28 protein-coding genes are annotated in these 26,238 nt (G+C 58.4%); 18 read left to right on the forward strand and 10 right to left on the reverse strand.

The genetic code is table 11. The features are described 5' to 3' along the window. Window positions 1-15 precede the first annotated feature (15 nt). From phnY to SMD27_RS08460, 3 genes are read left to right on the forward strand one after another with little or no spacing between them, the layout of a single operon-like run. On the forward strand, window positions 16-1,446 hold the full coding sequence (gene phnY, locus SMD27_RS08450; protein ID WP_320507929.1) for a phosphonoacetaldehyde dehydrogenase: 1,431 nt from the start codon (window positions 16-18) through the stop codon (window positions 1,444-1,446). A 27-nt stretch (window positions 1,447-1,473) separates the two neighbouring features. Further along, window positions 1,474-2,619: a 2-trimethylaminoethylphosphonate dioxygenase gene (gene tmpA / locus SMD27_RS08455; protein ID WP_320507930.1), complete on the forward strand. Its 1,146-nt coding sequence runs from the start codon at window positions 1,474-1,476 to the stop codon at window positions 2,617-2,619. A 10-nt stretch (window positions 2,620-2,629) separates the two neighbouring features. Then, window positions 2,630-3,199, forward strand: a complete 570-nt coding sequence (locus tag SMD27_RS08460; RefSeq protein WP_320507931.1) for a phosphonate degradation HD-domain oxygenase — start codon at window positions 2,630-2,632, stop codon at window positions 3,197-3,199. Between the two features lie 5 nt (window positions 3,200-3,204). Here SMD27_RS08460 and SMD27_RS08465 read toward each other — a convergent pair whose 3' ends face one another. Beyond that, window positions 3,205-3,879 (reverse strand): alpha/beta fold hydrolase, encoded by a 675-nt coding sequence (locus tag SMD27_RS08465; RefSeq protein WP_320507932.1) that lies wholly within the window; start codon window positions 3,877-3,879, stop codon window positions 3,205-3,207. Window positions 3,880-3,886: 7 nt separating this feature from the next. Then, on the reverse strand, window positions 3,887-4,099 hold the full coding sequence (locus SMD27_RS08470) for an alpha/beta fold hydrolase (RefSeq protein WP_320507933.1): 213 nt from the start codon (window positions 4,097-4,099) through the stop codon (window positions 3,887-3,889). A gap of 136 nt (window positions 4,100-4,235) precedes the next feature. On the opposite strand from SMD27_RS08470, the gene SMD27_RS08475 reads away from it, so the two are divergent. Both SMD27_RS08475 and SMD27_RS08480 read left to right on the forward strand, forming a co-directional pair. Next, window positions 4,236-4,709: a hypothetical protein gene (locus tag SMD27_RS08475; RefSeq protein WP_320507934.1), complete on the forward strand. Its 474-nt coding sequence runs from the start codon at window positions 4,236-4,238 to the stop codon at window positions 4,707-4,709. Window positions 4,710-4,931: 222 nt separating this feature from the next. Further along, the gene (locus SMD27_RS08480; protein WP_320507935.1) at window positions 4,932-5,273 is read left to right on the forward strand and encodes a hypothetical protein; all 342 of its coding nucleotides are present in this window, start codon (window positions 4,932-4,934) and stop codon (window positions 5,271-5,273) included. Between the two features lie 2 nt (window positions 5,274-5,275). Here the strand turns inward: SMD27_RS08480 and SMD27_RS08485 are convergent, their stop codons facing one another. After that, window positions 5,276-5,773: a Fur family transcriptional regulator gene (locus SMD27_RS08485; protein ID WP_320507936.1), complete on the reverse strand. Its 498-nt coding sequence runs from the start codon at window positions 5,771-5,773 to the stop codon at window positions 5,276-5,278. Window positions 5,774-5,973: 200 nt separating this feature from the next. Here SMD27_RS08485 and SMD27_RS08490 point away from each other — a divergent pair, with 200 nt between their 5' ends. From SMD27_RS08490 to SMD27_RS08505, 4 genes are read left to right on the forward strand one after another with little or no spacing between them, the layout of a single operon-like run. After that, window positions 5,974-6,891 carry a siroheme synthase gene (locus tag SMD27_RS08490; RefSeq protein WP_320507937.1) on the forward strand — a complete coding sequence of 306 codons (918 nt, stop codon included), beginning with the start codon at window positions 5,974-5,976 and terminating at the stop codon, window positions 6,889-6,891. A 9-nt stretch (window positions 6,892-6,900) separates the two neighbouring features. Further along, entirely contained in the window at window positions 6,901-7,209 is a 309-nt protein-coding gene (locus tag SMD27_RS08495; protein WP_320507938.1) for a DUF2849 domain-containing protein, read from the forward strand. Between the two features lie 4 nt (window positions 7,210-7,213). Then, window positions 7,214-8,896 carry a nitrite/sulfite reductase gene (locus tag SMD27_RS08500; RefSeq protein WP_320507939.1) on the forward strand — a complete coding sequence of 561 codons (1,683 nt, stop codon included), beginning with the start codon at window positions 7,214-7,216 and terminating at the stop codon, window positions 8,894-8,896. Further along, entirely contained in the window at window positions 8,859-9,413 is a 555-nt protein-coding gene (locus SMD27_RS08505; protein ID WP_320507940.1) for a DUF934 domain-containing protein, read from the forward strand. The genes SMD27_RS08500 and SMD27_RS08505 overlap by 38 nt, the downstream gene beginning before the upstream one ends. A 58-nt stretch (window positions 9,414-9,471) precedes the next feature. Here the strand turns inward: SMD27_RS08505 and SMD27_RS08510 are convergent, their stop codons facing one another. Further along, complete coding sequence (locus tag SMD27_RS08510) at window positions 9,472-10,932, reverse strand: cryptochrome/photolyase family protein (protein WP_320507941.1); 1,461 nt, start codon at window positions 10,930-10,932, stop codon at window positions 9,472-9,474. Window positions 10,933-11,014: 82 nt separating this feature from the next. Here SMD27_RS08510 and SMD27_RS08515 point away from each other — a divergent pair, with 82 nt between their 5' ends. Together SMD27_RS08515 and SMD27_RS08520 are read left to right on the forward strand one after the other, a co-directional pair. After that, window positions 11,015-11,782 (forward strand): 5'-methylthioadenosine/adenosylhomocysteine nucleosidase, encoded by a 768-nt coding sequence (locus SMD27_RS08515; RefSeq protein WP_320507942.1) that lies wholly within the window; start codon window positions 11,015-11,017, stop codon window positions 11,780-11,782. An 89-nt stretch (window positions 11,783-11,871) separates the two neighbouring features. Further along, window positions 11,872-12,273, forward strand: a complete 402-nt coding sequence (locus tag SMD27_RS08520; protein ID WP_320507943.1) for a hypothetical protein — start codon at window positions 11,872-11,874, stop codon at window positions 12,271-12,273. 751 nt (window positions 12,274-13,024) lie between these two features. On the opposite strand, the gene SMD27_RS08525 is transcribed toward SMD27_RS08520, so the two are convergent. Together SMD27_RS08525 and betI (SMD27_RS08530) are read right to left on the reverse strand one after the other, a co-directional pair. Next, window positions 13,025-14,047: an alcohol dehydrogenase catalytic domain-containing protein gene (locus tag SMD27_RS08525; RefSeq protein WP_320507944.1), complete on the reverse strand. Its 1,023-nt coding sequence runs from the start codon at window positions 14,045-14,047 to the stop codon at window positions 13,025-13,027. Window positions 14,048-14,150: 103 nt separating this feature from the next. Then, on the reverse strand, window positions 14,151-14,726 hold the full coding sequence (gene betI / locus SMD27_RS08530; protein ID WP_320507945.1) for a transcriptional regulator BetI: 576 nt from the start codon (window positions 14,724-14,726) through the stop codon (window positions 14,151-14,153). 251 nt (window positions 14,727-14,977) lie between these two features. Here betI (SMD27_RS08530) and choX (SMD27_RS08535) point away from each other — a divergent pair, with 251 nt between their 5' ends. Both choX (SMD27_RS08535) and SMD27_RS08540 read left to right on the forward strand, forming a co-directional pair. Continuing rightward, window positions 14,978-15,922, forward strand: coding sequence for a choline ABC transporter substrate-binding protein (choX, locus tag SMD27_RS08535; RefSeq protein ID WP_320507946.1), 945 nt, complete (start codon window positions 14,978-14,980; stop codon window positions 15,920-15,922). 78 nt (window positions 15,923-16,000) lie between these two features. Next, window positions 16,001-16,222, forward strand: a complete 222-nt coding sequence (locus SMD27_RS08540) for a hypothetical protein (protein ID WP_320507947.1) — start codon at window positions 16,001-16,003, stop codon at window positions 16,220-16,222. Here SMD27_RS08540 and SMD27_RS08545 read toward each other — a convergent pair. Further along, window positions 16,216-16,638 carry an HIT family protein gene (locus tag SMD27_RS08545; protein ID WP_320507948.1) on the reverse strand — a complete coding sequence of 141 codons (423 nt, stop codon included), beginning with the start codon at window positions 16,636-16,638 and terminating at the stop codon, window positions 16,216-16,218. The two genes, SMD27_RS08540 and SMD27_RS08545, sit on opposite strands and share 7 nt — an antisense overlap. A gap of 343 nt (window positions 16,639-16,981) precedes the next feature. Between SMD27_RS08545 and SMD27_RS08550 the strand changes: the two genes are divergently transcribed. Further along, complete coding sequence (locus tag SMD27_RS08550) at window positions 16,982-18,256, forward strand: MFS transporter (protein WP_320507949.1); 1,275 nt, start codon at window positions 16,982-16,984, stop codon at window positions 18,254-18,256. A gap of 46 nt (window positions 18,257-18,302) precedes the next feature. On the opposite strand, the gene betA is transcribed toward SMD27_RS08550, so the two are convergent. Genes betA through betI (SMD27_RS08565) form a run of 3 tightly spaced genes read right to left on the reverse strand, consistent with a single transcriptional unit; the run spans window position 18,303 to window position 22,022 of the window. Continuing rightward, window positions 18,303-19,967, reverse strand: a complete 1,665-nt coding sequence (gene betA, locus SMD27_RS08555; RefSeq protein WP_320507950.1) for a choline dehydrogenase — start codon at window positions 19,965-19,967, stop codon at window positions 18,303-18,305. Window positions 19,968-19,984: 17 nt separating this feature from the next. Continuing rightward, window positions 19,985-21,439 carry a betaine-aldehyde dehydrogenase gene (betB, locus tag SMD27_RS08560; protein WP_320507951.1) on the reverse strand — a complete coding sequence of 485 codons (1,455 nt, stop codon included), beginning with the start codon at window positions 21,437-21,439 and terminating at the stop codon, window positions 19,985-19,987. 4 nt (window positions 21,440-21,443) lie between these two features. After that, window positions 21,444-22,022, reverse strand: coding sequence for a choline-binding transcriptional repressor BetI (betI, locus tag SMD27_RS08565; protein WP_320507952.1), 579 nt, complete (start codon window positions 22,020-22,022; stop codon window positions 21,444-21,446). Between the two features lie 322 nt (window positions 22,023-22,344). Here betI (SMD27_RS08565) and choX (SMD27_RS08570) point away from each other — a divergent pair, with 322 nt between their 5' ends. The 4 genes from choX (SMD27_RS08570) (at window position 22,345) to SMD27_RS08585 (ending at window position 26,229) form a co-directional block, all read left to right on the forward strand. After that, entirely contained in the window at window positions 22,345-23,274 is a 930-nt protein-coding gene (gene choX / locus SMD27_RS08570; protein WP_320507953.1) for a choline ABC transporter substrate-binding protein, read from the forward strand. 124 nt (window positions 23,275-23,398) lie between these two features. Then, entirely contained in the window at window positions 23,399-24,277 is an 879-nt protein-coding gene (locus SMD27_RS08575; RefSeq protein WP_320507954.1) for an ABC transporter permease, read from the forward strand. Window positions 24,278-24,287: 10 nt separating this feature from the next. Beyond that, the gene (gene choV / locus SMD27_RS08580; RefSeq protein WP_320507955.1) at window positions 24,288-25,496 is read left to right on the forward strand and encodes a choline ABC transporter ATP-binding protein; all 1,209 of its coding nucleotides are present in this window, start codon (window positions 24,288-24,290) and stop codon (window positions 25,494-25,496) included. A 28-nt stretch (window positions 25,497-25,524) separates the two neighbouring features. Beyond that, on the forward strand, window positions 25,525-26,229 hold the full coding sequence (locus SMD27_RS08585) for an HAD family hydrolase (protein ID WP_320507956.1): 705 nt from the start codon (window positions 25,525-25,527) through the stop codon (window positions 26,227-26,229). The last annotated feature ends 9 nt before the right edge of the window (window positions 26,230-26,238 follow it).

Genomic DNA, 26,238 nt, shown 5'->3' on the forward strand with positions numbered 1-26,238 from the left:
AGGGGAATGGATATTATGGGTATTTCGGTCCGCAAGGAAAGCATGCGCACGGTCGTCAACGGCACCAGCGATCGCTCGTTCGATGTCTATAATCCTTATACTGAGAAGGTCATCGGTTCCTGCCCCAAGGCCAGCATGGCAGACGTCCAGCAAGCCTTCGAGATCGCGAAAAAGTTCAAACCCGATCTCAGCCGGGCCGACCGGTCGAGTATTCTGCGCAGAACGGCAGATCTGCTGGTTGCGCGCAAACAGGAGATCGCCGAATTGATCACGGCGGAATCCGGGCTCTGCCTCAAGGACACAATCTATGAAGTCGGCCGTGCCTATGACGTCTTCTTCCTGGCATCGACCGCGGTCATCAAGGATGACGGCGAGATATTTTCTTGCGATATCACGCCCCACGGCAAGAAACGCCGCATTTATACACAGCGTGACCCGCTCATCGGCGCGATCTCCGCGATCACGCCGTTCAATCATCCGCTGAATCAGGTGGCGCATAAGATCGCGCCGTCGATCGCGACCAATAATCGGATGGTGCTGAAGCCGTCGGAAAAGACGCCGTTGACGGCGCTGTTGCTGGCTGACGTGCTTTATGAAGCCGGTCTGCCCAAGGAAATGTTCCAGGTCATCACGGGCGATCCGGCGGAAATCGCCGATACGATGCTGACCGATCCGAATGTCGAGGTCATTACCTTTACCGGCGGCGTCAAGGTCGGCAAGTATATCGCCGAACATATGGGCTATCGCCGCGCCATTCTTGAACTTGGCGGTAACGACCCGCTGATTGTCATGGAAGATGCCGATCTCGATGAAGCCAGCAATCTGGCGGTCTATGGCTCCTACAAGAATTCCGGGCAGCGTTGCACGGCAGTGAAGCGGATGATCATTCACGAAGCCGTTGCGGATCGTTTCGTCGAGCTGCTGGTCGAGAAGACCAAGAAGATCAAATACGGCGATCCGATGGATCCGGATGTCGATATGGGAACGGTCATCGATGAGGCATCGGCGCGCTATTGCGAGGACATGGTCAATGATGCGGTGAAGCGCGGCGCCAAATTGCTGCACGGCAATGTTCGCAAAGGAGCTCTCTATTCGCCGACCGTGGTCGATCACGTCGCCTTCGATGCGCCACTGGTGAAGTGGGAATGCTTCGGACCGGTTTCGCCGATCATCCGGGTGAAAGATATCGACCACGCAATCCAGGTATCGAATTCCACCAGCTATGGCTTGTCCTCGGGCGTTTGCACCAATCGGCTGGATTACATCACGCGCTTCGTCCGTGAGCTGGAAGTCGGTACGGTGAATGTGCGTGAGGTGCCGGGATACCGGATCGAAATGTCGCCCTTCGGTGGCATCAAGGATTCCGGTTTGGGTTATAAAGAGGGTGTCATTGAGGCAATGAAAGGCTTCACCAATGTGAAGACCTATTCGCTGCCCTGGGCGTAATGACATCGAGCGTAAAGAGGCATTGGCATGTCCATCGAATTAGTCTCGGCATCGGTCACGGGAGATGCTGTTCAAATCGCGCGGCAGGATGGCCGGACGATGGTGTTTCCGGCGATCTGGCTGCGTGACAATTGCCGCTGCTCCGCTTGCCGCCATGCCAATGGTCAACGGCTTTTCGAAATCACCGATCTTCCCCGTGACCTGGCCTTGCAGCAAGCCAGCATCCAGGATGGGCGTCTGCGTCTTGTCTGGACACCGGATGATCATATCAGCGAATTTGAAGCTTCGTGGCTTGCGGCGCATGAACTAGGCGGTGAACTGAGAGCTGCACGGCGTGAGCAGCCAGTTCTGTGGGATCGGTCGCTGATCGATGCTCTGCCGGCAGCGGATTGGAACCTGTTGCGAAATGATCCAGCAGTCGAACTGGGCTGGCTGGATAAATATGCAGCCTACGGCTTTGGCCTGTTGCGCAATGTCCCGGCCGAAACCGGCATGGTGGAAGTGGTCGGCAATCATCTGGGATTCGTGCGCGTCACCAATTATGGCAGCCTCTTCGATGTGATTTCGGTGCCGAAGCCGAACAATCTCGCTTATACGGCGGTCGGCCTCGGGGTTCACAGCGACAATCCTTACCGCGAGCCGACCCCGGGCGTGCAATTGCTGCACTGCTTGGAGTCGAATGCACCGGGCGGGGATACGCTTCTCGTCGATGGTTTCCATGCGGCTGAGGTTTTGCGCCGGGAAAATCCGGCGGGCTTCGAACTGCTGACGCAATTGCCGCTGAGGTTCCGGTTCCGCGATGCGAAGACGGATCTGCAGGCCGAAGCGCCGCTGATCGGGCTCGATTTCGACGGTGCCGTGAAGGAGATACACTTTAATAACCGGTCGGCGGATATACTGGATGCGCCGGTCGATCTGGTGGCGCCGTGGTATGCGGCCTATCGGAACTTCGCGGAAATTCTGAAGCGGCCGGAAATGGAGCTGGTTTTCCGTCTGGGGCCGGGCGATCTGGTCGTCATGATGAACGAGCGGGCTTTGCATGGCCGGACGGCCTTCGATCCCAGTCTCGGCCGGCGCCATTTGCAGGGCTGTTATATCGACAAAGATGGCATCGAAAGCCGCCGCCGGGTACTGCGTCGTCAGCTCGGCTTATCGAAAGATCTGGCGGCATAAGGGGGGCAAGATGATTGAAGGTGGAAATATAGGGCGAAAGATGGCGGTGATCGGTGCGATCACCCAAGCCTTCGCCAAGCGCGGACATGAGGGATATGGCGAGGGCGTGACACAATTGGATCACGCTTTGCAATGCGCGCTTTGCGCCGAGCGTGACGGCGCCTCGCCAGCGCTGATAGCCGCGACCCTGCTGCACGACATCGGTCATATGCTGCATGACTTGCCCGAGGATATCGCGGAGCAGGGAATCGACACGCAACATGAATCTCTGGGGTCGGCGTGGCTGTCGCAATATTTCGGCCCGGAAGTTTCCGAGCCGGTGCGTCTGCATGTCGAGGCCAAGCGGTATCTGGCGGCGGTGGAGCCTGGTTATTACGAACGGCTTTCCGAAGCTTCTATCCTCAGCCTCAAACTGCAAGGCGGGGTCTTCACCCCGGAAGAGGCGAAGCGTTTCGAGGATCTGCCTTTTGCCCGCGACGCCGTGCGGTTGCGGCGATGGGACGAGGAGGGCAAGGAAGTCGACATGAAGACTCCGGACCTTGCGCATTTCTGCCGTTATGTCGAAGCTTGCCTGCGCTGATCAGTTCAGGCGATCGCACCGACCACCGCTTCGACCACATCTTTCGCGGCTTCGCGGGGCAGGAAATGTCCCGCGACCGGCACGACACGTCGGCTATAGGGACCGGTGAAATGCCGATAAGCCTGTTCCGATCCGGCCGCTACATCGACACCATCGCAAGCGCCATGGAGGATCACACTCGGCACGCCGATCTTGGGCTGCTGGGCAAGCTGATCCTCGATCGCTTCGAGCTTAGGATTGCCGGGTGCGGCCTTGAAGCGATGGCGATAAGAATGAATGACGATATCGACGAAGTCCGGGTTGTCGAAAGCTGCGGCTGTTCGGTCGAACGTCGCGTCATCGAAGCGCCAATTGGGTGACCACATTTCCCAAAGCATGCGGCAAATCTCGCGCCGGTTTTGCGCGAGCCCCTGGCGGCCTCGCTCCGTGTTGAAATACCACTGGTACCAATAGCGCCGTTCGATATCGGCCGGCTCGGGTTGACGCGATGCCGGAATGTTCTGGATGTTATAGCCGCCGATCGAGACCAGGCGGTCGACCCGTTCGGGCCATAAAGCCGCGACGATGCAACAGGCGCGACCACCCCAGTCATAGCCGACAAGAATGGCAGTTTCGATCGCAAGGGCATCCATGAAATCCAGCAGGTCCTTGCCAAGGGCCGCCTGCTGACCGGATCGCAAGGTGGCATCATTGAGAAACCGCGTTGGCCCATAGCCGCAGATAGGGGGTGAAGGTCCGATAGCCGCGCTGGGCGAGATCGCCGACCACACCGTCCCAAATTCTCGGATCGTCCGGAAAGCCATGCATCATGATAACCGGTTTGCCGTCGGTTGGACCTGCCTCCTCATAAGCGATCTGCAAGGTTTCGGTCTCGACACTTCTGTGGTTCGCACTGGGCATGGCAGGTCTCTCCCTGGATGGAATGACGCTGAAAGTACATTCGGTGTTAAGCTTTTAAGCCTATATAGTGCCGGGTTGTCGGGGTATTTTTGGGCCGGCATGTGATCGGTATTCCGTTTTGTAACAGGTTCTCGCCGTGACCGCTGTTTCTCGTTTCCAGAGCCATACAGCCGCAAAGCAATCCTGGCTCTCACGCCATCAGGCTGAAAGTGCAATCCTGGTGGCTCTTGTTTTGCTGCTTGGCGGCATCTTTTGGCATCAACTGCAAACCGGCCCGAAGGCGGCAGATGTCGCGGATGCTTTGCGGCGCTATGTGGCCCGATTGCAGGTTTCCGATAGCGTAAGGAGCGGCTCGCTCGCCACCGAAATGCAGGCCGCGCTCTTTGCCCCGCGTTTGGGCGATGTGCAGATTACCGACCGGCGCAGTTATCCAGGATATTGGTCGGTGGAAGCTGTGATGCAGGTGGAGCCCCCAATGGGCCTGGCGATCGATGTGCCGGTGCGCCTTCGGCTCGTCCAGAACCGGGACGGCTGGACTCTGATCGACGCGCGGGATCTCAGCGGTCAAAAACTGAGTTACAAGAACAATATGCCGCAGATTTCCGGGTAAAAATAAAACCGGACATACCGATGATTATCTTCAATCTATAATAAAAGCCTATATGAAACTTTGTCGGCTTTCTCTTCATAGTGGCGAGATAATATTGTCAGTGTAGAGAAGTTCGTGCCTAATACATCGCGATGGTAGGGCAGGTGGCGCTGTACTTGCGGCCGATGATCGAACAGGACCATCGGACGAGGGGATTGCTGCAATGACGATATCTTCGGAACGATGATGTCTCTGGCGGGGGTCATGGGCTGGTGGAACATGCGCACCGGGGCGCCAAGTCCGGAAGATGTCACCGGTGCTTTGCACCAATATGCCGTGTCCGCGGATACGGACAATTTTGCTCCGGTATCTTCCGCTACGGCGATGTTACTGGCCGATGTAGCGGCGAATTTCAGCCATATCCGGATCCTGGGCGCTAAAGAAAGCGAAGGCCTCTGGAGTCTGGACACATTGGTCAGGGTGCAGACACGCCGGACCTCGCCGATCGATCTCAAAATTCAATTTCATCTGATGCAGCAGAGCGGCGACTGGTCGATCACGGCGGCGAAGCTGCTGCAGAATTGAGCTTAGTTTTCGCCGGCTTCCCGGAGTCGCGCCGAGCATCGAGCGCAGGTGCCTTCGATTTCAAGCGTGATGCGTGACAGGCTGAAGCCTTGAGCCTGGGCGCAGATGGTGGCCGCCTGGACGATTCGCTTATCCGCAACTTCGATCGCCTGGCGGCATTCGGTGCAGATCAGAAACTGGCTGATATGGTGATCTTCCGGATGGTCGCAGCCGATGAAGGCGTTCAGGGATTCCAGCCGGTGGATCAGCCCCTGTTCCAGCAGAAAATCGAGGGCGCGGTAGACGGTCGGAGGTGCGGCCGTGCGGTCGTTCCCCTTGAGCTGGTCGAGAATAGCATAGGCCCCGATTGGCGCATGGCTGTCCCAGACGAGTTCAAGGACACGGCGGCGGGTAGGGGTCAGGCGCACACCACGCTGCTCGCAGAGCGCTTCGGCACGTTGAAGCGCATCGGTGATGCAATGCATATGGTCATGCGGAGCAAGGGCGCCAGCCGAGATCATATTTCCTTACCTCTCTCCCTCCACTATATCGTGCCTGGCACGCTTCCGCATCTGTGAGATTTTTCATCACGTGTGTGAAATAACATTTCACAGTGTAGAATGTCATTGACGCTGGAGGTCTGCATCACATATCACTTTGGTAACATAGGGATCGGATGAAACGCCGATTACTGATTTGACGCAGAAGAAGTGTGAGATAGATGCAGGTTTTCCCGCTGTTCATCAAGCTCAAGGATCGTCCGGTCCTATTAGTCGGCGGCGGTGATGCGGCGGCGGCAAAATTGCGGCTGCTCGCTGCGGCGGGCGCAATCTGCACTGTTGTTGCGCCGGATTTCAGCGGTGATCTTCTCAAGGCCGCATCAAATGCACGGGCTGCCCTTCAGAACAGGGAATTCCGGCCTGAGGATATCGATGGGCAGCGGCTCGTCTTCAGCGCCAACGAGGATGAAGCGGTGGATCGCCGTGTGGTGGCGGCCGCCAAGGCACGCAACGTTTTAGTGAATGTGGTGGATCGGCCGGAAATGACCGATCTCGTCATGCCCGCCGTTGTCGATCGTGACGATGTGGTGGTGGCGATCTCGACCAATGGCGCCGCACCGGTACTCGCGCGCAAGATCCGTGCGGCCATTGAAAGCGTGCTGCCGCATCGGATCGGCCGTCTCGCTGCCTTTGCCCGGCACTTTCGTAGCGCGGTACATGAAAGGCTCAGCGACGGTGTCGCACGTCGGCGCTTCTGGGAAGATTTCTTCGAAGGACCGGTGGCATCCGCGGTGCTTGCCGGCGATGAGCGCCGCGCGGCACGTGAGGTGATCCGTGCGATCAACCGCCGCCAGGAGCCGGTGGATGGGGAGTTGGCGACGATCATTGCCGATGGTGATCCGGAACTGTTGACCTTGCGCGATCTGCGATTGCTGCGTCAGGCCGATCTCATCGTCCACGATATGGAACTGCCCCAGGCGATCATTGATTTCACTCGCCGCGACGCGCGTCGTATCGCGCTTGCGTCGGAGCAAAGTGAGACCTTCATGCAGGACGAAGCGAAAGCCGGCCATCGTGTGGTGCGGCTCAAGCTGGCGGCGGTTGCGAAGCCGGCCGACCTGCGTGCGATAGCGGAATAGGAGAAGCGGATGTCTGCGCAAATGGTCACGGCGAACCGGTTGCAGGACGGTATCGTCGTGTATTTGGCCCAAGACGGAAAGTGGGCGACGCAATTCGAAAGCGGTGAATTGCTGGCGGATAAAGAAGCGGCCGAAGCAGCTCTTGCCGTCGCGGAAGAATCGGTAAAAGCGTGCCAAGTGCTCAGCGTTTATCTGATCGATGTCGAGACTGAAAACGGGAAGCCGAAGCCGACCAGCACGCGCGAACATATTCGCGCCAGCGGCCAGCCGACGGTAAGGGCCGAAGTCGGATCCTGGACCGGCCGTATCGGGGATTGAGATTATGTATCGTTACGACGAATTTGATGCGACCTTTGTCCGCGAACGCGTGCGTCAGTTCCGCGGACAGGTCGAACGCCGTCTGGCGGGGGAGATTACGGAAGATCAATTCCGCCCGCTGCGCCTGCAGAACGGTGTCTATCTACAGCTCCATGCCTACATGCTGCGGGTCGCGATCCCCTATGGCACGCTGTCTTCGCGCCAGCTGCGCAAGCTCGGCTATATCGCGCGACGTTACGATCGCGGCTTCGGTCATTTCACCACGCGGCAGAACATCCAGTACAATTGGCCGCAACTCGACGAGATTCCGGCAATCCTGGATCACTTGGCCGAGGTCGAGATGCATGCCATCCAGACCAGCGGCAACTGCATCCGCAACGTGACGGCGGATCACTATGCCGGCGTTGCGGTCGATGAAATCGAAGATCCCCGGGTCTATGCCGAGATCATCCGGCAGTGGTCGACCTTGCATCCGGAATTCGCATTCCTGCCGCGCAAGTTCAAGATTGCCGTCACAGGCGCGCCGACTGACCGCGCGGCTATCCGCGTGCACGATATCGGATTGCGCATGCTGAAGAATGAGAGCGACGAAGTCGGTTTCGAGGTCTGGGTGGGCGGCGGCCTCGGTCGTACCCCGGTGGTCGGCGTACCGATCAGATCCTTCCTGCCGAAGCAGCATCTGCTCTCTTATCTGGAATCGATCCTCCGGGTTTATAACCAACTCGGCCGGCGCGATAATCTTTACAAGGCGCGGATCAAGATTCTGGTAACGGCAACCGGCACCGAGGAATTCACCCGCTTGGTCGAGGAGGAATGGCAATCGATCAAGGACAGCGCCCTGACCTTGCCGCAGGAAGAAATTGATCGCATCCAGACGTATTTTGCGCCGCCGGCCTATGAAAGCCTTCCCGATTGGCAACCGGAATTTGAAGCGGCGCGCAAGGCCAATCCTGAATTCGGCCGCTGGGTGCAAAGCAATGTGAAGCCCCACAAGGTGCCAGGCTATGCGATCGTCGATGTGTCGTTGAAGCCGGAAGGCGGGGCGCCTGGCGATGCCTCGGGCGATCAGATGGATATCGTTGCGGATCTCGCCGATGAATACAGTTTCGGTGAAATCCGTGTCACGCATCACCAGAACCTGGTCCTGGCCAATGTACGCAAGCAGGATTTGTTCGCACTCTGGCAGCGCCTCAGCGCTTCGAAGATGGCGACAGCCAATGTCGGGTTCATCACTGACATGATTGCCTGCCCGGGCCTTGACTATTGCAATCTGGCGAATGCCCGCTCGATCCCCGTGGCGCAGCGGATCAGCCGTCATTTCAGCGATCCGAAGCGCATCGCCGATATCGGCGAATTGCGGCTCAACATCTCGGGCTGCATCAATGCCTGCGGCCATCACCATGTCGGCCATATCGGCATCCTTGGTGTCGATAAGCAGGGCGAGGAATTCTACCAGATTACGCTGGGCGGCTCGTCGCGCGATGACGCCTCGGTCGGCAAGATCGTCGGGCCATCCTTCTCCACTGAAGATGTGGTGGGGGCGATCGAGACGATCGTCGATACCTATCTCGACAAGCGCGCCAGCTCCGATGAGCGTTTTATCGATACATACCGCCGGATCGGCATCGATCCCTTCAAGGAGTCCCTCTATGGCAATTCTAAAGCACGGCGCCCTGCAGCCGAATGAATGGCAGGAGCTGAGCGATGATGCGCCGCTGCCCGAAAGCGGCAATATCATCGTATCGCTGGAGCGCTGGCGGCGGGATGAAGAGGTTCTGCGCGCCAGCAACCGGCCGATCGGTCTCCGCCTGCAAAACAATCAGTCGCCCTTGGCGCTGGCGGATGAGCTCGACCGCATGTCGCTCGTGGTCATCGAATTCCCGAAATTCAGCGACGGCCGGGCTTTCTCGCAAGCTCGTTTGTTGCGCGACCGCCTCGGTTTCAAAGGCGAAATCCGCGCCGTCGGGAATATCCTGCGTGACCAGTATCTGTTCATGATCCGCTGCGGCATCGATGCGGTCGAATTGCCCGATGGCAAGCCGATTGACGGTTATCTCGACGCGCTGAACGAGTTTTCGGTCTGGTATCAGCCGGCGGCCGATGATCGCGTCACGGCGATGAGCCTGCGGCATGGCAAGAAAAAGACTACCGCCGGTGCCAGCACGGTCGTAAACGATAGCGTCGCCGCGATGTGGGCTTACTAAAGCCCTTCAAATCGCGAGCCTAGAGGGCGGCCATCGGGCCGCCCTTTTCATTCTGTGATCAGCTGAACAAGTCAGGCTCGGCAGCATCGCTCGATCGACCGGAAACCTGTCGAAAGGCGGCCAAGGCTGTTTGCCGTGCCTTGGCGTGATCGAGGATCGGCCTTGGATAGGTCCGATCAAGCTGGATATTGGTGGCCGCAAGCCGGTCCTCCGGGACTGCCCAGGGCTGGTGAATTTCCTTCGCCGATAAGGCCGCCAGCTCAGGTATCCAGCGGCGAATATAGTCGCCCTGCGGATCGAATTTCACGCTCTGGATAACCGGATTGAAAATACGGAAAAACGGCGCGGCATCGAAACCGCAACCAGCCACCCACTGCCAGTTAGCGCCATTCTGGGCGGGATCGGCGTCGACCAGGGTATCCCAAAACCAGGTTTCGCCTTGCTGCCAGTCGATCAGTTGATCCTTGATCAGGAAGGATGCTGTCACCATGCGCATGCGGTTGTGCATCCATCCCGTCTGCCATAACTCACGCATGGCGGCGTCGACGAGTGGAAAGCCGGTACGCCCCTGTTGCCAGGCTTTCAGCATGGCGGCCGACTTGCGGAATGGAAACTTTCTGAAGTTCTCCCGCCACGGCTGTCGCAGCAAATCAGGATAATGAAAATAGAGATGCATGTTGAAATCCCGCCATGCAAGCTCACGGCGGAAAGCCACCGCACCGGAGCATTTCGCCGGCTCGGCGCTGTGCCATGCCTCATGGACGCTTATTTCGCCCCAAGCGAGATGCGGTGATAGTCGTGAGGTACCTTCAATCGCGGGATAATCGCGTTTCGACGGATAGTCATCGATGCCATCCTCAAGGAAATGCTGCAATCGGTGTCGCGCACCAGCTTCGCCTGGCTGCCAATGGTGAGCGAAATTCTCAGTCCAAGCGGGTTTATACTGGAAGTGTTCGATTGCTCCGCTCGAAGGCCAATTTTCGCAGGCCGGCCAGGCATGTGGCGCGCGTGGCGCGCGGTGCGTCGCCGGAGGCCCGACATGCTGTGAAAGACGCCGCCAGAACGGCGTGAAGACCTTGCAAAAATCGCCTTGGTTCGTCTGCAACTGCCAAGGTTCGTGGAGATAATTCGGTGCATGATCCTCGACCGCCAGTCCATCGCCCCGTAAGGCCTCGATGATCTGGCGATCGAGATTGGACCCCGGCGGATCATAGCGACGATTGAAGTGAATCATGCAAGCGCCCGTTTCCAAAACGAGTTCGCGCAAAGTTGCAAGGGTGGGGCCGGTACGCAGAATCAAGCGACCTCCCAACTGAGCGATTGCCGTATCCAGTTCCGTGAGGGACTGGCCAAGCCACCACCGGGAGGCACGACCGAGGCGCCTGTGACCATCGCTTTCTTCATCGAGGATGAAGACCGGCATGATCGGCTTGCCATCCCGCAAGGCAGCCTGCAGGGCCGGATTATTTGTCAGGCGCAGATCCCGGCGAAACCAAAGGAGCGAGGGTGGCTGAACCATGATGCAGGTCACTTCCTTTGAACATGGGCCCGGGATATACAAGCTATCATCCATCCATTGATTGTCTGAAAGGCTGTTTGCGATGACCCGTCCGATCGGCATCATCTGCGCCTTGCCGGAAGAGCGGGCTTTATTGAGCGAATGGCTGAGCGAGGCAGAAGCGGGGCTCGTTGCCGGCAGGCCGATGATGCGGGGCAGATTGGACGGGCGGCCTGTCGTCGTAACGGAGAGCGGCTGTGGCAAGGTTGCCGCGGCCGTACAGGCGGCTTTGCTTATCGACCGCTATGATTGCCGGGCTCTCGTGGTATCGGGGGTTGCCGGAGGTTTGGCGCCGGAGCTGGCGATTGCCGATATCGTGGTGGCAGACAGCCTGATCCAACATGATTATGGTCATATGACGGAGGCGGGCCTGCGCCGGTTTCGTCCTGGCGAACCGCCTGTTGGCGATCGGCGCCACGATATCGTCTTTTCCGTCGATGCGGATTTGATGCAGCGCTTGAAGGCGTCACTGCAGGATATTTCTTTCGACATACCCGTTGATTTGGCAAAGCAAGGGCATCGCCAGGATCAGCACGTTCGCTTGGCTTTTGGGCCCATCCTGAGCGGTGACCAGTTCATCAATAGCGAAACGGTGCGCGAACGGCTGCACAGCGATTTCGGTGCTTTGGCAGTCGAAATGGAAGGAGCGGCAGTCGCCCAGGTGGCCGCCATGTCGAACTTGCCGGCAGTCGTGGTCCGGTCACTCAGCGACTTGGCCGGACGTGATAGTCATCTCGATTTTGGCCAATTCGTGGCGACGGTCGCTCCGATGGCGGCCATTGTGGTGCGGCGTCTCGTTGGCGTGATTTGATTTCTCTCGCAGTGCTTGCGAATATATCGCCCCGTTACTAGATTTTCACTCCACGGCCTTGGATGCCGGTTTTGGTAAGTGGGAGTGCCATGTCCAGATACGTTAAGGGTGCCATTCTTGGGTCTGTAACTCTCCTGTTGCTCGCGTCACAGGCGGGGGCGGCGTGTCCGACATCGCAAAAATGTGATCTGGGAGATCAACAGCAGCGGGTTGAGGACCTCCAGCGCGAAACCGATGCCCTCCGGTCCTCGGTTTTGCTGAACGAAGAGGAATTGCAGCAGGCGCTTTATGATTTGCGGGTACCACAATCATCGCCGACGCCGCTCCAGCGTCAGCGAGATCGGGAAACCATAAAGCGCGCGCAGGATAATCTCCGCGAGTCTCAGCGCGATTATTGGCGGTCACAAAATGAACTGCTCGACAGTCAGCAAACCCTTCAGCGCATGAAACAGCCCGTCCCCCCAAGCTATCAAACTCAATCGGGATTGTGATTGCGCTGCGAGCGCTGATATCCAACAATTCGTTCCATGCGAGCCGTGTGGCCGACTGCCATCGACCCTGACGCTCTAAGGGGGCCGCGCGGACCGCAGAGTTGATACAGGCATCGGCACCGCTGGTATCGCGCGTCCGGGCAACAAGGTCTTCGCTCGTCAAAAAGGTGTGATCGGCACCTGCTTCTCCTTGGGTGATTTAGTCAGTTCGTCGCCGCGGTCGGGCCGATGAGCGGGTCGTAGTATGCCGTCTCGTTGCGGTGATCTGATGCGGATCCGCATCGCTTGCGAAGACCTGGCGGCCTTACCACATAGAGATTGTCAGGGCCTTAGATGCCGGTTTCGGCAAGTGGGCGACAAATGGCTACATATATTAAGGGTATCGTTGCTGGATCTTTAGCTCTCCTGTTCCTTGCGCGGCAGGCCGAAGCGGCCTGTTTGCCGTCGCAAAGCTGCAACGTGCAGAGCCAGCAGCAGCAGGTCCAGGAGCAGCAGCGTCAAACCGATGCCTTACGTTCCACGGTCTCGCGCGATGAACAAGAGCTGCAGCGAGCCCGGACCGATTTGCGCCTCCGGCAATCGTCGGAGCTTCCACTTCAACGCCATCAAGAGCGGGAACGTGTCCGGGATGCACGTGATAACTTACGCGACTCCCAACGCGACTACTGGCAATCACAAAATCAACTGCTCGATAGCCGGCGAACGCTTCAACGCATGCAACAGCCGACAATCGTGGCGCCGCGAAGCTATCCTAGTCCGCAAACTCGATGACGATGCGGCCGTCGACCTTCGACTGAGCGAGACGATCCAGCGCCTCGTTGACATTCCGCAAGCCGATACGCTCGGTGGGGATCTTAAGTCGAGCCTGAGCACCGATCTGCAATAATTCGTTCAGCTCCTGCCGCGACCCGACGCTGGTACCGGTGATGCGTGCGCCGCTATAGGTCAGCCACTCCATGCTGAGCGGGACCGGATCGGGCACCATCGCAACGGCAACGATCCAGCCGCGCGGCCGGATGCCGTCGATCATCGCCGTCCAGGGGGCGGTGCTGGGGGCAAAGTTGATGCAAGCATCTGCGCCACCTAGATCGCGCGTCCGGGCGCCCGGTTCTTCATTGGCCAAGAAGGTGTGATCGGCGCCTGCCTGTCGGGCGATATCGAGCTTGCGTGGCGAGGTATCGACTGCAACAACGCGCGCACCGCATTGCTTGGCGAGCTGGATGGCGTAGAGGCCAAGACCACCACAACCGACGATCATGCAGGTTTTGCCGGGTCCCAGTTCCGTCTTGCGAATGGCGCCGTAAGCTGTCACGCCGGCGCAGAGCAGGGGCGCCGCGGTGACTGGATCGAGCCCGTCCGGAATGCGCGTCGTGAAGTTTTCCTGCACGATCGCGTATTCGGCGAAGCCACCATGGACGCTGAAGCCATGAGCCCGCTGATCGGCGCAGAACGATTCCCAGCCGCTGAGGCATTCCCGGCAGCCGCCACAGGTATCGTGCAGCCAGGGCAGCGCAACGCGTTCGCCAAGCTCGTAACGTTCCGCGCCTGAGCCCTGGCCGACAACGCGGCCCACGCCTTCGTGCCCCAAGATGAGCGATTGGGGATGACCGGCGGCGCTGGCGGAACCATCGCGCACATGCAGGTCGGTGTGGCAGACCCCGCAAGCTTCGAGCTTGATGAGTAATTCACCGGGGCCCGGTACAGGGACGGGAACCTCACGCAGATCAAGAGGCGCGCCAGGCTGGGTCAAAACGGCAGCCAGCATTTGTTTCATCTTCCACCTGCGTCATCGATAGGGTCGGCCGGCAGAGTGCCGATACCGGCTGAATGATTTTGGATGTATAGATAGAAAATTGGATGACTGTCAAATTAAGGTATTATCGTCCGAGCCGTCGATGAGCAAAGTCCTTGATCAGGTCCACGGCTTCACTCCGGTCCAGGCCTTCCTTTTCGATCGCGCAGCGCATCCACATGCCATCGATCATCACGCTGATCCCTTTGACCAGGCGATCCGCCTCGGCTGGCGTGGTGAGGCTCGCCAGGCAATCCAGCAGATTGCTCCGCAGCCGACGATAAAACAGTGTCTGTAACCGGTCGAATTCCGGATGTTCAGGCACGGCAGAATAAAAGGATACCCAGGCGCTGGCTGTGGCCCGGTCATAAAGATGTGCAGGAAAATTGCCTTCGATGATTGCGTCCAGGCGGGCCAAAGGCGTGTCCGCTTCATGGAGCCGGCGGATCACTTCTTCCATGATCAACCGATTGGCGTAACGCACCATCGCGATCAGCAGATCTTCCTTACTTTTATAGTAATAGTTGATAATGCCGTGCGACATTCCGGCTTGCTTGCCGATGCGGGCCATGGTGAGGCCGCGAAACCCATATTGCCGAAAGGTTTCGTAAGCAGCCTTGATTAGTTCCTGTCGGCGAATGGATTCGATACTGGCCCGCATCTCAGATATCTCCAGAGCAACGTACGACTAATCGGCGGTTGCGGATTCTTGTCACAGCAGCCCAGCGTAAGTAAGCCGGGCCCGAGAGACAAATTATTTTCTGGATATCCAGAAAATTGGACAATTATCCAAAATCTATTGACCGGTATTTCCAGACTGCCTAGCTTGCGGGTGCGGTTAAACCGGCACCGGCCGGAAGAATGTTCGGCCGCGCGACCGCCAGCAAGGCGGCGACTGGGAGAGAGGAAAGCATGATGAAAAAATACCAATTCGCGGCCGCCGGCCTGGCCGTGGCGATCGGTTTTGCCGCGCAGCCGGCTATGGCCGGTGACCCCAAAAGCTGTGCTTCGGTCCATGTGGCGGAACTCGGCTGGACCGATATCGCCTTCACCACTGGCGTGGCGCAGGTTTTGACCGAAAGCCTGGGCTATAAGCTGAAGAGCGACCTCCTGGGTCTCGATGTGGTCTATCAGGCGTTGAAGATGGGTAAGCTCGACGTCTTCATGGGGAACTGGCGTCCCATTCAGAATGAACAGTTCAAGCAATATTTCGACGAGGGCTCGCTGGACGTGCTCGGTCCCAATCTGCTGGGCGCCAAGTATACGGTCGCAGTGCCGACTTATGTGGCGGATGCCGGGGTCAAATCCTTCGCCGATCTCGCCAAGTTCGGCGACAGGTTCGACTACAAGATCTACGGCATCGAGCCCGGCAGCAATCAGCCTCTAATCGACGCGGTCCAAAAGAATGAATTCGGCCTGGGCAAATGGAAGGTCGTCGAATCGAGCGAGCAGGGCATGTTGACCCAGGTCGATAAGGCCTATCGCAAGCAGAAGTGGATTGCGTTCATGGGTTGGGAGCCCCATGCGATGAATGTCGATTACAACATTACGTATCTCTCGGACGGTGACGACATTTTCGGCGCCAATTTCGGCAGCTCGGACGTCTACACCCTGTCCCGCAAGGGTTATGCCCAGCAATGCCCCAATATTGCTAAGCTGTTCCAAAATCTTCAGTTCAAGGTCGAGTTTGAAAACCATGGTATCCAGGCGATGCTGAAGCAGGGCAAGTCCGCTACCGCCGCGGCGACGGAAATGATGCGCAAGAACCCCGATCTGGTGAAAACCTGGCTGAACGGTGTCACCACGCTGGATGGTCAGGATGGCCTGGCGGCCGTTCGGAAAAAGATCGGTAGTTAAGCAGCCAGCTCCTCTGCTAAGGATAGCGGCGCCGTCCCAGATCGTCGGGGACGGCGCTGTTTCTTTTGAAGCTGTCGCATGTCGCCCAATCTGGTCACCACGCTGAGTATTCTGGCAGCAGCCCTTGTTGTTGCAGGCTTGGCCAATTGGCAATTGCGTCGCCCGGTTTCGGGTCGGTTTCTACCCTTTCTGCCTTGGCTCGGTGTCCAGTTTCTGGCCGCGCTGATCGCGATCGTCATGCTTGGCCATCTGGTGACCTTGCTGACAGGGCAGGAATTCAAAAGTCGTTATGGTTATTGAGCTTGCGGCGACGCCAGCAATTGCTGCCAGCGTGTCGCTTCCCGCTCTCGTTCAGCCTGTTCGAAAGGCTGGGCCGGCTGAAAACCCCAAACAGGCTTCGGCCAGGCCGGGTCACCACTAAAGCGGCCGATTACATGAATATGTAATTGCGGAACCATATTACCCAAGGCCCCGATATTGACCTTCGTCGGGTTGCATTCGCGCTGCAAGGCATCGCTTGCCTGGCTGATTTCGTCCATCAGCCGGTGACGTTCCGCCTGCAGCAGGTCGGTGATTTCCCGGCACTCCCTGCGTCGTGGCACCAGGATCAGCCATGGATAAGTCGTGTCGTTCATGCGCAAGACACGGCAAAGCGGCCAGTCCGTAATCTCGAAGGTATCCTTGGCTAGCTGAGGGTGCAGGGCAAATTCGCTCATCGTCGCGGGCTCGATCGGGTAGGGCGTTGAACATAGTGTGAAGTGGTTGCGGCTGGGCCATCATAATGCCATGGTTGACGGCAACCGCATGCAAGAATCTGCGGCGTGGCTAGAGTCGGATGCTCACATGTGGAATCACTGGAGCGATTGCACTTGTGATTTGATTGAACGATGTCGGAGCGGCATGTTCCAACCGGGGGAGCGCATGGCGTCGAAAGGTGTCCTGCCAGAAATGGCAGTCATTGGCCTTTTCCAATCTTCAGTTATCCTAGCGGCAAAAACAATCTGGGCGGTGCCATATCCGCCGGTCGAAACGGCGTAAAGCGGGGATAGCGGTCAAGCGATGTTCCAAGCACTCAGTTCTGTCCTCTCGCTGCTGATCGGCGCGGGCATTCTGATTCTCGGCAATGGCTTGATCGGCATTCTGCTGCCGATCCGGCTCAGCATCGAGCATATCTCGCCCGAAACCACCGGTCTGATCATGTCGGCTTATTACGCCGGCTTCATGCTGGGCAGCAAATATGGCCAGGTGGTCATTCAGCGTGTGGGGCATATCCGCACCTTTGCGGCTTTTGCCGCGCTCCTGACCGCCACGGTGATGGTCTGCGCCTTGATTTTCAATCCGGCGCTCTGGGCTGTCCTGCGGGCGTCGATCGGTTTTTGTATGGCGGCACTCTATGCCACGATCGAAAGCTGGCTGAATGTTCGTAGCAGCAATGAGAACCGCGGTCAGGTGCTGTCGTTCTATATGGTAACCAACTACTTGGCATCGGCCCTTGGCCAGTTCCTGGTCAATGCGCGGGAGACCTCGGGCGTGGAGCTCTTCTGCCTCGCGGCGCTGTTGACCTCACTGTCGCTGGTACCGGTGGTGATGACACGGGTTGCTGGTCCGGAAATCAGCGGCATCAGGCCCCTGGGCTTAAAAAGCCTTTATCAGGCATCTCCGCTCGGCGTGGTGGCGACTTTCGGGGCGGGGTTGCTCACCGGCGCGTTCTATGCGCTCGCCGCCGTCTACGCCAATCGGATCGGCCTATCGGTTTTCCAGGTCTCGCTATTCGTGGCTGTGCCGGTTTTCGCCGGCCTTATTTTGCAATGGCCGATCGGCCGCCTGAGTGACCGGTATGACCGGCGCACCGTCTTGCTGGCCGTTCTGGTCGGCGCCGCGACAGCCAGTCTGGTCCTTTCCATTCTCAGCGTCAGCGCCGCCGCCTTGACACCGCTGCTCCTTGCCAGCGCCGTGCTCGGTAGCTGTCTTGCCACGATCTATCCGATCGCCGTTGCCCAAGCTTTCGACTATATCGACCGTGCCGTGATGGTTTCCGCCAATAGCAGTATGCTGTTCATATGGTCGATCGGCGCTACTGCCGGTCCCCTGATCGCGTCTTTCGTGATGGGGCAGGTGGGGCCGACCGGCCTGTTCTTTTATCTGACGATCGTTGCCGTAATCATCGCCGGCTTCACGCGCTATCGCATGAGCGCCCGCCAAGCTCTGCCGACAAGCGAACAGTCCAGTTTCGTGGCGCTGACTACGTCCTCGGCCATTGCAGGGGCGCTCGATCCGCGCGCCGATCCGTTGCCTGAATTCTACTACGACGATGTCGATCCAGGGGATCGCTAGAAGAAAAGTCCCGTCAGGATAAGTGCCTGACGGGACTTTGTATCCTTCAGCGCTGTGATGTCCGCCAGTTCTCCGCGATATAGACCGGCACATTGGCCTTCGGTAGCGGAGTCTTACCCAGGATCATATCCGAGCATTTCTCCGCCACCATGATGGTCGGCGCATTCAGATTACCGCTGACCACGCTTGGCATGATGGAAGCATCGACTATGCGCAGCCCTTCAAGCCCACGCACGCGCGCCTGCGGATCAACCACGGCCATGTCGTCGGTACCCATCTTGCAGGTGCAGGAAGGGTGATAGGCACTATCGCCCCGCTCGCGCACAAAGGCATCAATCTCAGCATCGGTTTTTACATGGGCGCCTGGATTGATTTCAGGTCCCCGGAAAGGCTCGAAAGCCTTTTGCGCGAATATTTCGCGCGTCAGTTTCACCGCATCGCGGAATTCGCGGCGATCCTGCTCTTCCATGAGATAGTTCGGCTGGATGATGGGGTGCTGGCGCGGATCGGTGGATTTCAGTTTGATCCAACCACGCGACGCTTGCCGCATATTGCCGATATGTACCTGATACGCATGGCAGGTGCCGTTCTGGCGACCATGATCATTGACTGTTGAGGGCAGGAAGTGGAACTGCAGGTTCGGATGCTCGATGCCAGCCTGCGACCGGATGAAACCACCGGCTTCAAGATGGGCCGAGGTGCAGACGCCACTGCGGGTCAGGAACCATTGCACACCGGCTAAAGCCATCGGCACCGGTTTCGTATAGGTATAAAGCGTGATCGGCTTGGTGCATTGCTGCTGGATGTACATCTCCAGATGTTCCTGAAGATTCTGGCCGACACCGGGCAGGTCGTGCTTGACCTCGACGCCAACCTCTCGCAAATGATCCGCCGGGCCGATGCCTGACAGCATCAGCAATTGCGGCGAGTTGATGGCGCCGCCGGAGCAGATGACTTCACGTTCCGCCCGGTAGCGCTTTACCTGGCCATTCTGGACGAACTCGACGCCGACTGCCCGCTGGCCTTCGAGAATGATGCGCTGGGTGAAGGCGCGGGTTTCCACGGTGACGTTGGACCGCTTTTCTGCAGGATGCAGATAAGCCATGGCAGCGGACCAGCGGCGGCCGTTGCGGATGGTCATATCCATCCGTCCGACACCTTCCTGCTGATAGCCATTCATATCCTTGGTGAAAGGATAACCAGCTTGCTGGGCGGCCTCGATGAAGGCGTCGAAGAGAACGTTCTGCTGCGTGCCGGTATGCACCCAGAGCGGGCCGCTGTCGCCGCGATATTCATCGCCGCCTATTTCGCGTGTCTCCGCGCGACGGAAATAAGGGAGGATTTCCTGATAAGACCAACCGTCGCAATTTTCCTTGAACGCCCAGCGGTCGTAATCCAGCGCATGGCCGCGAACATAGACCATAGCGTTCAGTGCCGAAGAGCCGCCGAGAACGCGGCCGCGCGGCCAGTACATGACACGGTTGTTCATGTGGGCCTGCGGTTCGGTATGGTAGTACCAATTATATTTATCGTCGCAAAGATTGTACATCAGCGCGGCCGGCATGTGGATTTTCCAGTTCCACCATTCATCCCGCGGGCCCGCTTCCAGCACGCAAACCGAATGGCCTTCGGCCGAAATCCGGTTCGTCAGGACGCAGCCGGCGGAGCCGGCGCCGACAATCACATAATCGAAAGTCGCATCAAAATTCATCGTCTTACTTTCCCCGCTTAGTAAGGCGCAGCCACGTTGCCGCCTTCGACATAGACGGATTTGAGCTGCGTATAGTGTTCGACCGCCGCAAGGCTGTTCTCACGGCCGATACCGGACAATTTGTTGCCGCCGAACGGCATCTCGATCGGCGTGATGTTGTAGTTGTTGATCCAGCAGGTACCGGCCTCAAGCCGGGCGATGACGCGATGGGCTCGCTGGATGTCCTTGGTGAAGACGCCGGCTGCGAGGCCGAATTCCGTGTCATTGGCGCGCCGGATGACTTCTTCCTCATCCTTGAAGCTGAGGACGGACATGACCGGGCCGAAGACTTCTTCTCGACAGATCGACATGTCATCGCGGCAATCGGCGAAGATGGTGGGCTCGACGAAGCATCCGTTCACCAAATCGCCATCCGTGACGCGCTTCCCGCCGGCGACCAGTTTCGCGCCGCTCTTCTTCCCCGCTTCGATATAGCCCAGGACCTTTTCCATATGATCCTGGCTGATGAGCGCACCGACATGGGTTTCCGGATCCATCGGATTGCCGATCTTCATTTTCTTGACCCGCGCGGTCAGCCTTTCCAGGAAGGCATCCACGATGGCTTCCTGGACGAAGACACGCGTCCCGTTGGAGCAGATCTCTCCCTGAGTATAGAAGTTGCCAAGGATGGCGGCGGAGACGGCATTGTCGAGATCGGCGTCGGCAAAGATCAGGAGCGGCGACTTGCCGCCGAGCTCCATGGTCACTTTCTTCAGCGACTGTGCGGCTGCCGCCATCACACGCTTGCCGGTGGGGACTGAGCCGGTCAGCGACACCTTGGCGACGCCGGGATGCGCGGTCAGCGCTTCGCCCACCGTAGCATGACCATGCAGCACGTTGAAAACGCCATCCGGCAAGCCTGCTTCGGTATAGATTTCCGCCAGCTTCACCGCTGTCGTCGGGGTGAGGGGGGCTGGCTTGAAGATCATGGCATTGCCGCAGGCGAGGGCCGGGCCGGATTTCCAGCAGGCGATCTGGATCGGATAATTCCAGGCACCGATACCGACACAGACGCCGAGCGGTTCGCGACGCGTGTAAGCGAAAGACTGGCCAAGATCGAAATGTTGGCCGTGCAGCGAGGGTGCGATGCCGGCGAAATATTCGATCGCATCGGCGCCGCTGAGAATATCGACTGCCGCCGCTTCCTGGATCGGCTTGCCGGTATCCAGGACTTCCAGGCGTGCCAGCTCCTCATTCCGCTCTCGCAACAACTTCACAGCGTTCATGAGAATACGCCCGCGTTGCGCACCGGTCATCGTCGACCAGACTGCAAATCCCTTCTTGGCAGCGGCAACGGCCTTGTCGACATCGGTCTTGCTGGCGACTTGGACCTTGCTGATCACGACGCCGGTCGCCGGATTGACGTTGTCATAGCTCTCGTTTGAGGTCGCGTCCTGTAAGCGTCCGTCGATGAACAGTTGCAATTCGCTCATAGCGTTATTCCAGGGCTATGTTCAGATTCAGTTTGGAATTCAGGTAGTCGATCACCAGCCGCCGTGCGGTTGCGCCATTGGGCGTATCTTGTTTCAGGGCCGCGCGCAGCCATAATCCGTCGATGAGCAATGCAACGAGAGTGGCGATGGCTTGCACATCATGGCCACGCGTGAGGGGGCGCAAGGCATCGACAAGATTATCGTGCAGACGGCCGATGATGATGCGCTGCACCCGGGCCAGTCTTGCGCTATTGGGCACCTGCGCCCAAAAGGCGAGCCAGGCAGAAACCCCCTCAGGGGTGAATACTTCAGCACCTATATTACCATCTATTACAGCCATCAGCCGTTCGACTGGAGTCCTAGCAGCCCGCTGCCGGCTGACCACGGCAAGGCGCAGATTTGTACCAAGCCGCCGCAACGTCGCTTCCAGCAGATCCGCCTTGTCCTCGAAGTAATGATGGACGATGCTGGTGGAGACCCCAGCTTTGGCGGAGATCCGTGACAGGCTGGACTCGGCGAAACCGACTTCGTGAATCGACGCGATGGTCGCATCGATCAATTGCCGCCGCCGAATTTCTTCCATGCCTAGTTTCGGCACTTTTCCCTCACCAGTCCGTCGGCCATCGCGGCCGGATTTTGGCTGGCGGCCCGGATCACAAATGGTCGGGCCGCTAAAGTGAGGTCATGATGCGGGTTTTATATTGGTCGATCAATCAAAAAAGGCCCTTGGCCTTGACGCAAAAGCGGCATAAGGTGACGCAGTCGGTGAGATTTCTCACCGCCGGAGCCAATAGATTCTGCCGCTCTGACATCCGCAAAAGGCCAGGCAGTTGAACCGGCTGGCCCACCGCAAGAAGGGCGCGGAATAACAGGTGGCGATCAACCTTGTGCTGGGAGGCACAGCGATGAACTTTCGTAAGCTCGTGGTGGCGACTGTTTTTACGGTTGCCTCTTTCACTGCTGCTCAAGCGGCTGAACCAGATTCCTGCAAGAAGGTCCATCTGGCCGATGTGGGCTGGACCGATAACACCGCGATCAATGGCTTGTTTACCACGACGCTGAAGGGTCTTGGGTATGAGCCGAAGGTCGATACCTTGGCGCTGCCGGTGATCCTGGAGAGCCTCAAGAACAAAGATCTTGATATCTTCCTCGACAACTGGATGCCGTCGAACGAAGCCAATGTGAAGCCTTATATCGAGGCCAAGACGATCGATCAGTTGAAGCCAAATCTGGTGGGTGCCGGTTATGGCCCGGTGGTGCCGGATTATGTCGCCGCTGCCGGCGTCAAGGACATCAAGGACCTCGCCGCTAACAGCGACAAGTTCAAGAAGAAATTCTATGGCATCGAGCCGGGCAATGACGGCAACAAGATCGTCCAGGCGAAGATCGATGATCCGGCAAACGGCCTGAAGGGCTGGAAGCTGATCGAATCTTCTGAGCAGGGCATGCTGGCCGAAGCGCAGAAGAAGATGTCCAAGAAGGAATGGATCGTGTTCCTGGGCTGGGCGCCGCATCCGGTCATGGGCGCGATGCCGCTGGTCTATCTGACCGGCTTCGAAAAGGACGGCTTCGGCGAAGCGCATATTCACACGCTGACCCGCCCCGGTTACTCGCAGGAATGCACCAATGTCGGCAAATTGCTGGATAACCTGCAATTCGATCTGAAGATGGAAAGTGCGATCATGGATGAGATCGGCAAGGGTCAGGACGGCGAAAAGGCCGCCTCTGCCTGGCTGAAGCAGAATCCGGCGGTGCTGGACAAGTGGCTGGCCGGCGTCACTACGGCGGATGGCCAGGATGGCGCTGCAGCTGTGAAGAAAAGCCTCGGTCTCTAATATTCGTCATTGAAGGCGGCCTCGGCTTTTCTATTCTAAGCCGAGGCCGCCTATTATTTTATCTTGCACCCAGTTCGGGAGCTGTCGGGCCAGGGTTGTGCGGCTCGGCTTGCGGGGGAGCGCGATGGAACAGCTGGAAACTTGGATTACTGATAACAAAATCCCGATCGGTTTGTGGGCGAAGGAGTTCATCGAGTGGATCAAGGTCTATTTCGGTGCGATCTTCGATTTCATTTCGGACAAGATCGGCGGCGGGATGGATGCCTCCGTCGAATGGTTGCAAAGTGCGCATGTTCCGCCGCTGATCTTCATCGCGGTTTTTGCCATCCTTGCTTTTTTGCGGCAGCGCGACTGGCTAATCACGCTTCTCGTCGTTATCGGTTTCCTGTTTATTCTCAATCTCAATCTCTGGGATGAGATGATCGCGACCTTGTTGCTGGTCGTCTATTCCACGTTGTTGAGCCTAGCCATCGGTATTCCGATCGGCATTATCTGTGCCAGGAGACCCTGGCTTTATAGCCTGGTCGCGCCGGTCCTCGACTTAATCCAGACGCTTCCCAGTTTCGTCTATTTGGTTCCGGCTCTCGCTTTGTTCGGCCTGGGTATGGTGCCGGCCGTGGTTGCCACTTTCTTGTTTGCTATCGCGGCGCCCGTCCGCCTGACCTATCTCGGTATCAGCCAGGTGCCGGTGGCGCTGGTCGAAGCGGGCGAATCCTTCGGCAGTACGCGTTGGCAATTACTTGCAAAAGTGAAGCTTCCGGCGGCGATGCCGACCATCATGGCCGGCGTCACGCAGACGATCATGCTCTCCCTATCGATGGTGGTCATCGCCGCCTTGGTCGGCGCCCCTGGCCTCGGCGTGCCGGTGGTTCGCGCGCTGGCTCAGGCGAATGTTGCCCTGGGTTTCGAGGGCGGTCTCGCCATCGTGGTCCTCGCGATCATCCTGGACCGTGTCATGAAGCAGCCCAAGGCTCGCCGCCGTCAGGTGAAGAAGCAGGCGTAAGGAGATCGCGATGAGCAATACATCTACCGTTCGCTTCGAACATGTCGATGTCGTCTTCGGTAAAAAGGCGAAGGAAGCGGTCTCCTTGCTGGACCGCGGCGAGGGGCGCGACAGTATCCTCGATAAAACCGGCTCTCTTGTGGCGGTTCACGATGCGTCCGTTTTCGTCAATGAAGGCGAAATCCTTGTGCTGATGGGATTGTCGGGCTCCGGCAAATCCTCTCTCCTCCGCTGCATCAACGGCCTCAACAAGGTGACGCGTGGCAAGGTTATCGTGCATGACGGGAGCCAGGAGGTGGATGTTGCCGCCTGCAACGGAGAGACGCTCCGTCGCCTTCGCCAGAACCGTATCTCCATGGTGTTCCAGCAATTCGGCCTGATGCCATGGCTGACTGTGCACGATAATATCGGCTTCGGTCTCGACATCCGCGGGATGAAAAAGGACGAACGCGACCGGCTGGTGGATGAGAAGATCAAGCTGGTGCGCCTGGACAAGTTCGCTGACAAGTTTGCCCATGAACTTTCAGGAGGCATGCAGCAGCGGGTCGGCCTGGCTCGCGCCTTTGCGACCGAGGCGGATATTCTGTTGATGGATGAACCATTCTCGGCCCTCGACCCGTTGATCCGTGAGCATCTCCAGGACGAACTCCTGGAACTGCAGCGCAATCTGAAGAAGACCATTGTCTTCGTCAGCCACGATCTCGACGAGGCGCTCAAGATCGGCAACCGCATTGCCATCATGGAAGCCGGCAAGGTCGTCCAATTCGGGACGCCGGAAGAGATCATCCTCAACCCGGTCAATGACTATGTCCGGCAATTCGTCGCCTCGATGAATCCACTGACCGTGCTGAAGGGTGGGACCTTGATGCGGCCCGTGACCGATCTGGTGCGGGAGCCTGGTAGCAGCTTCGTTCAGCTCGACCGGGCCGGACGCTGTCGCTGCCGGCTCGACGATGCGGGGCGGCCGATCGATCTGATGATCAATGGCCGCGCGGGCAGCTTCGTTCCCTATAGCAGCGAGCTCGACCTTGCCAATCTACCGGACGATGTCATGGTGAGCGGTGGCGAACGGACGCCAATGAAGGCCGCTGTCATGGTGCGGCAACTAACAAAACGGCCACTGGTGCTGTTGAACGGCGACGGCGAACTGATCGGTGTGGTCGGCGAGCATGAGCTGTATCGCGGCATGTTGCGCCAGACGGAATACGCCCGAGCGTGAAGTGCCGACCAGCCTGGAAGTTCCGACGATGAGCAACGTCCGAGCCGTCCTATTCGACAAAGATGGGACGCTGTTCGATTTCTATCGCACTTGGGGGCCGGTAACTGAGGCTGCGGCCCTTGTCGTCGCCCATGGCGATCCGATCAGGGCTGAGATCATTCTCACCGGTTCCGGCAAGGACCCGAAAACCGGGCGGTATCGGCCCGGCTCGCCCATCGCCTCGGGCAGCAACCAGGAAATCGCGCAGCTTTGGGCCGATCTCCTTGGCCGCCATGATGAAGCTGGCGAGATTTATCGGCAGATGGAAAGCATGTTCCTGGAGCGTCAACGGCAAGGCGCCGTGCCGGTGCTCGATTTGCCGGTCTTCTTCAGCCGATTGCGGCATCGCGGCTTGAAGCTTGGCGTCGCCACGATGGATAGCGAATTGGGCGCTCTGACGGCGATGGACCGTTATGGGGCCCGCGATTGCCTCGACTTCATTTGCGGCTTCGATACTGGCCATGGCGTGAAGCCCGGGGGCGGCATGGTCGAGGCCTTCGCGCGGGAGATGGGCATCGCTACGGGCGCCATCGCGGTGGTGGGCGACAGCCCGCACGATATCGAAATGGCGCGGGCCGGCGGGGCAGGGCGCGCAATCGGCGTTCTAACCGGTGTCAGCCCGCGCGAAGCGCTGCTGGAGTGCGGCGCCGACATCGTGATCGATAGCATCGCCGATCTGGAAACTGTCCTGTAGCTTCTCCGA

Source organism: Dongia soli (genome assembly GCF_034044715.1).
Taxonomy (GTDB): Bacteria; Pseudomonadota; Alphaproteobacteria; order Dongiales; family Dongiaceae; genus Dongia_B; species Dongia_B soli.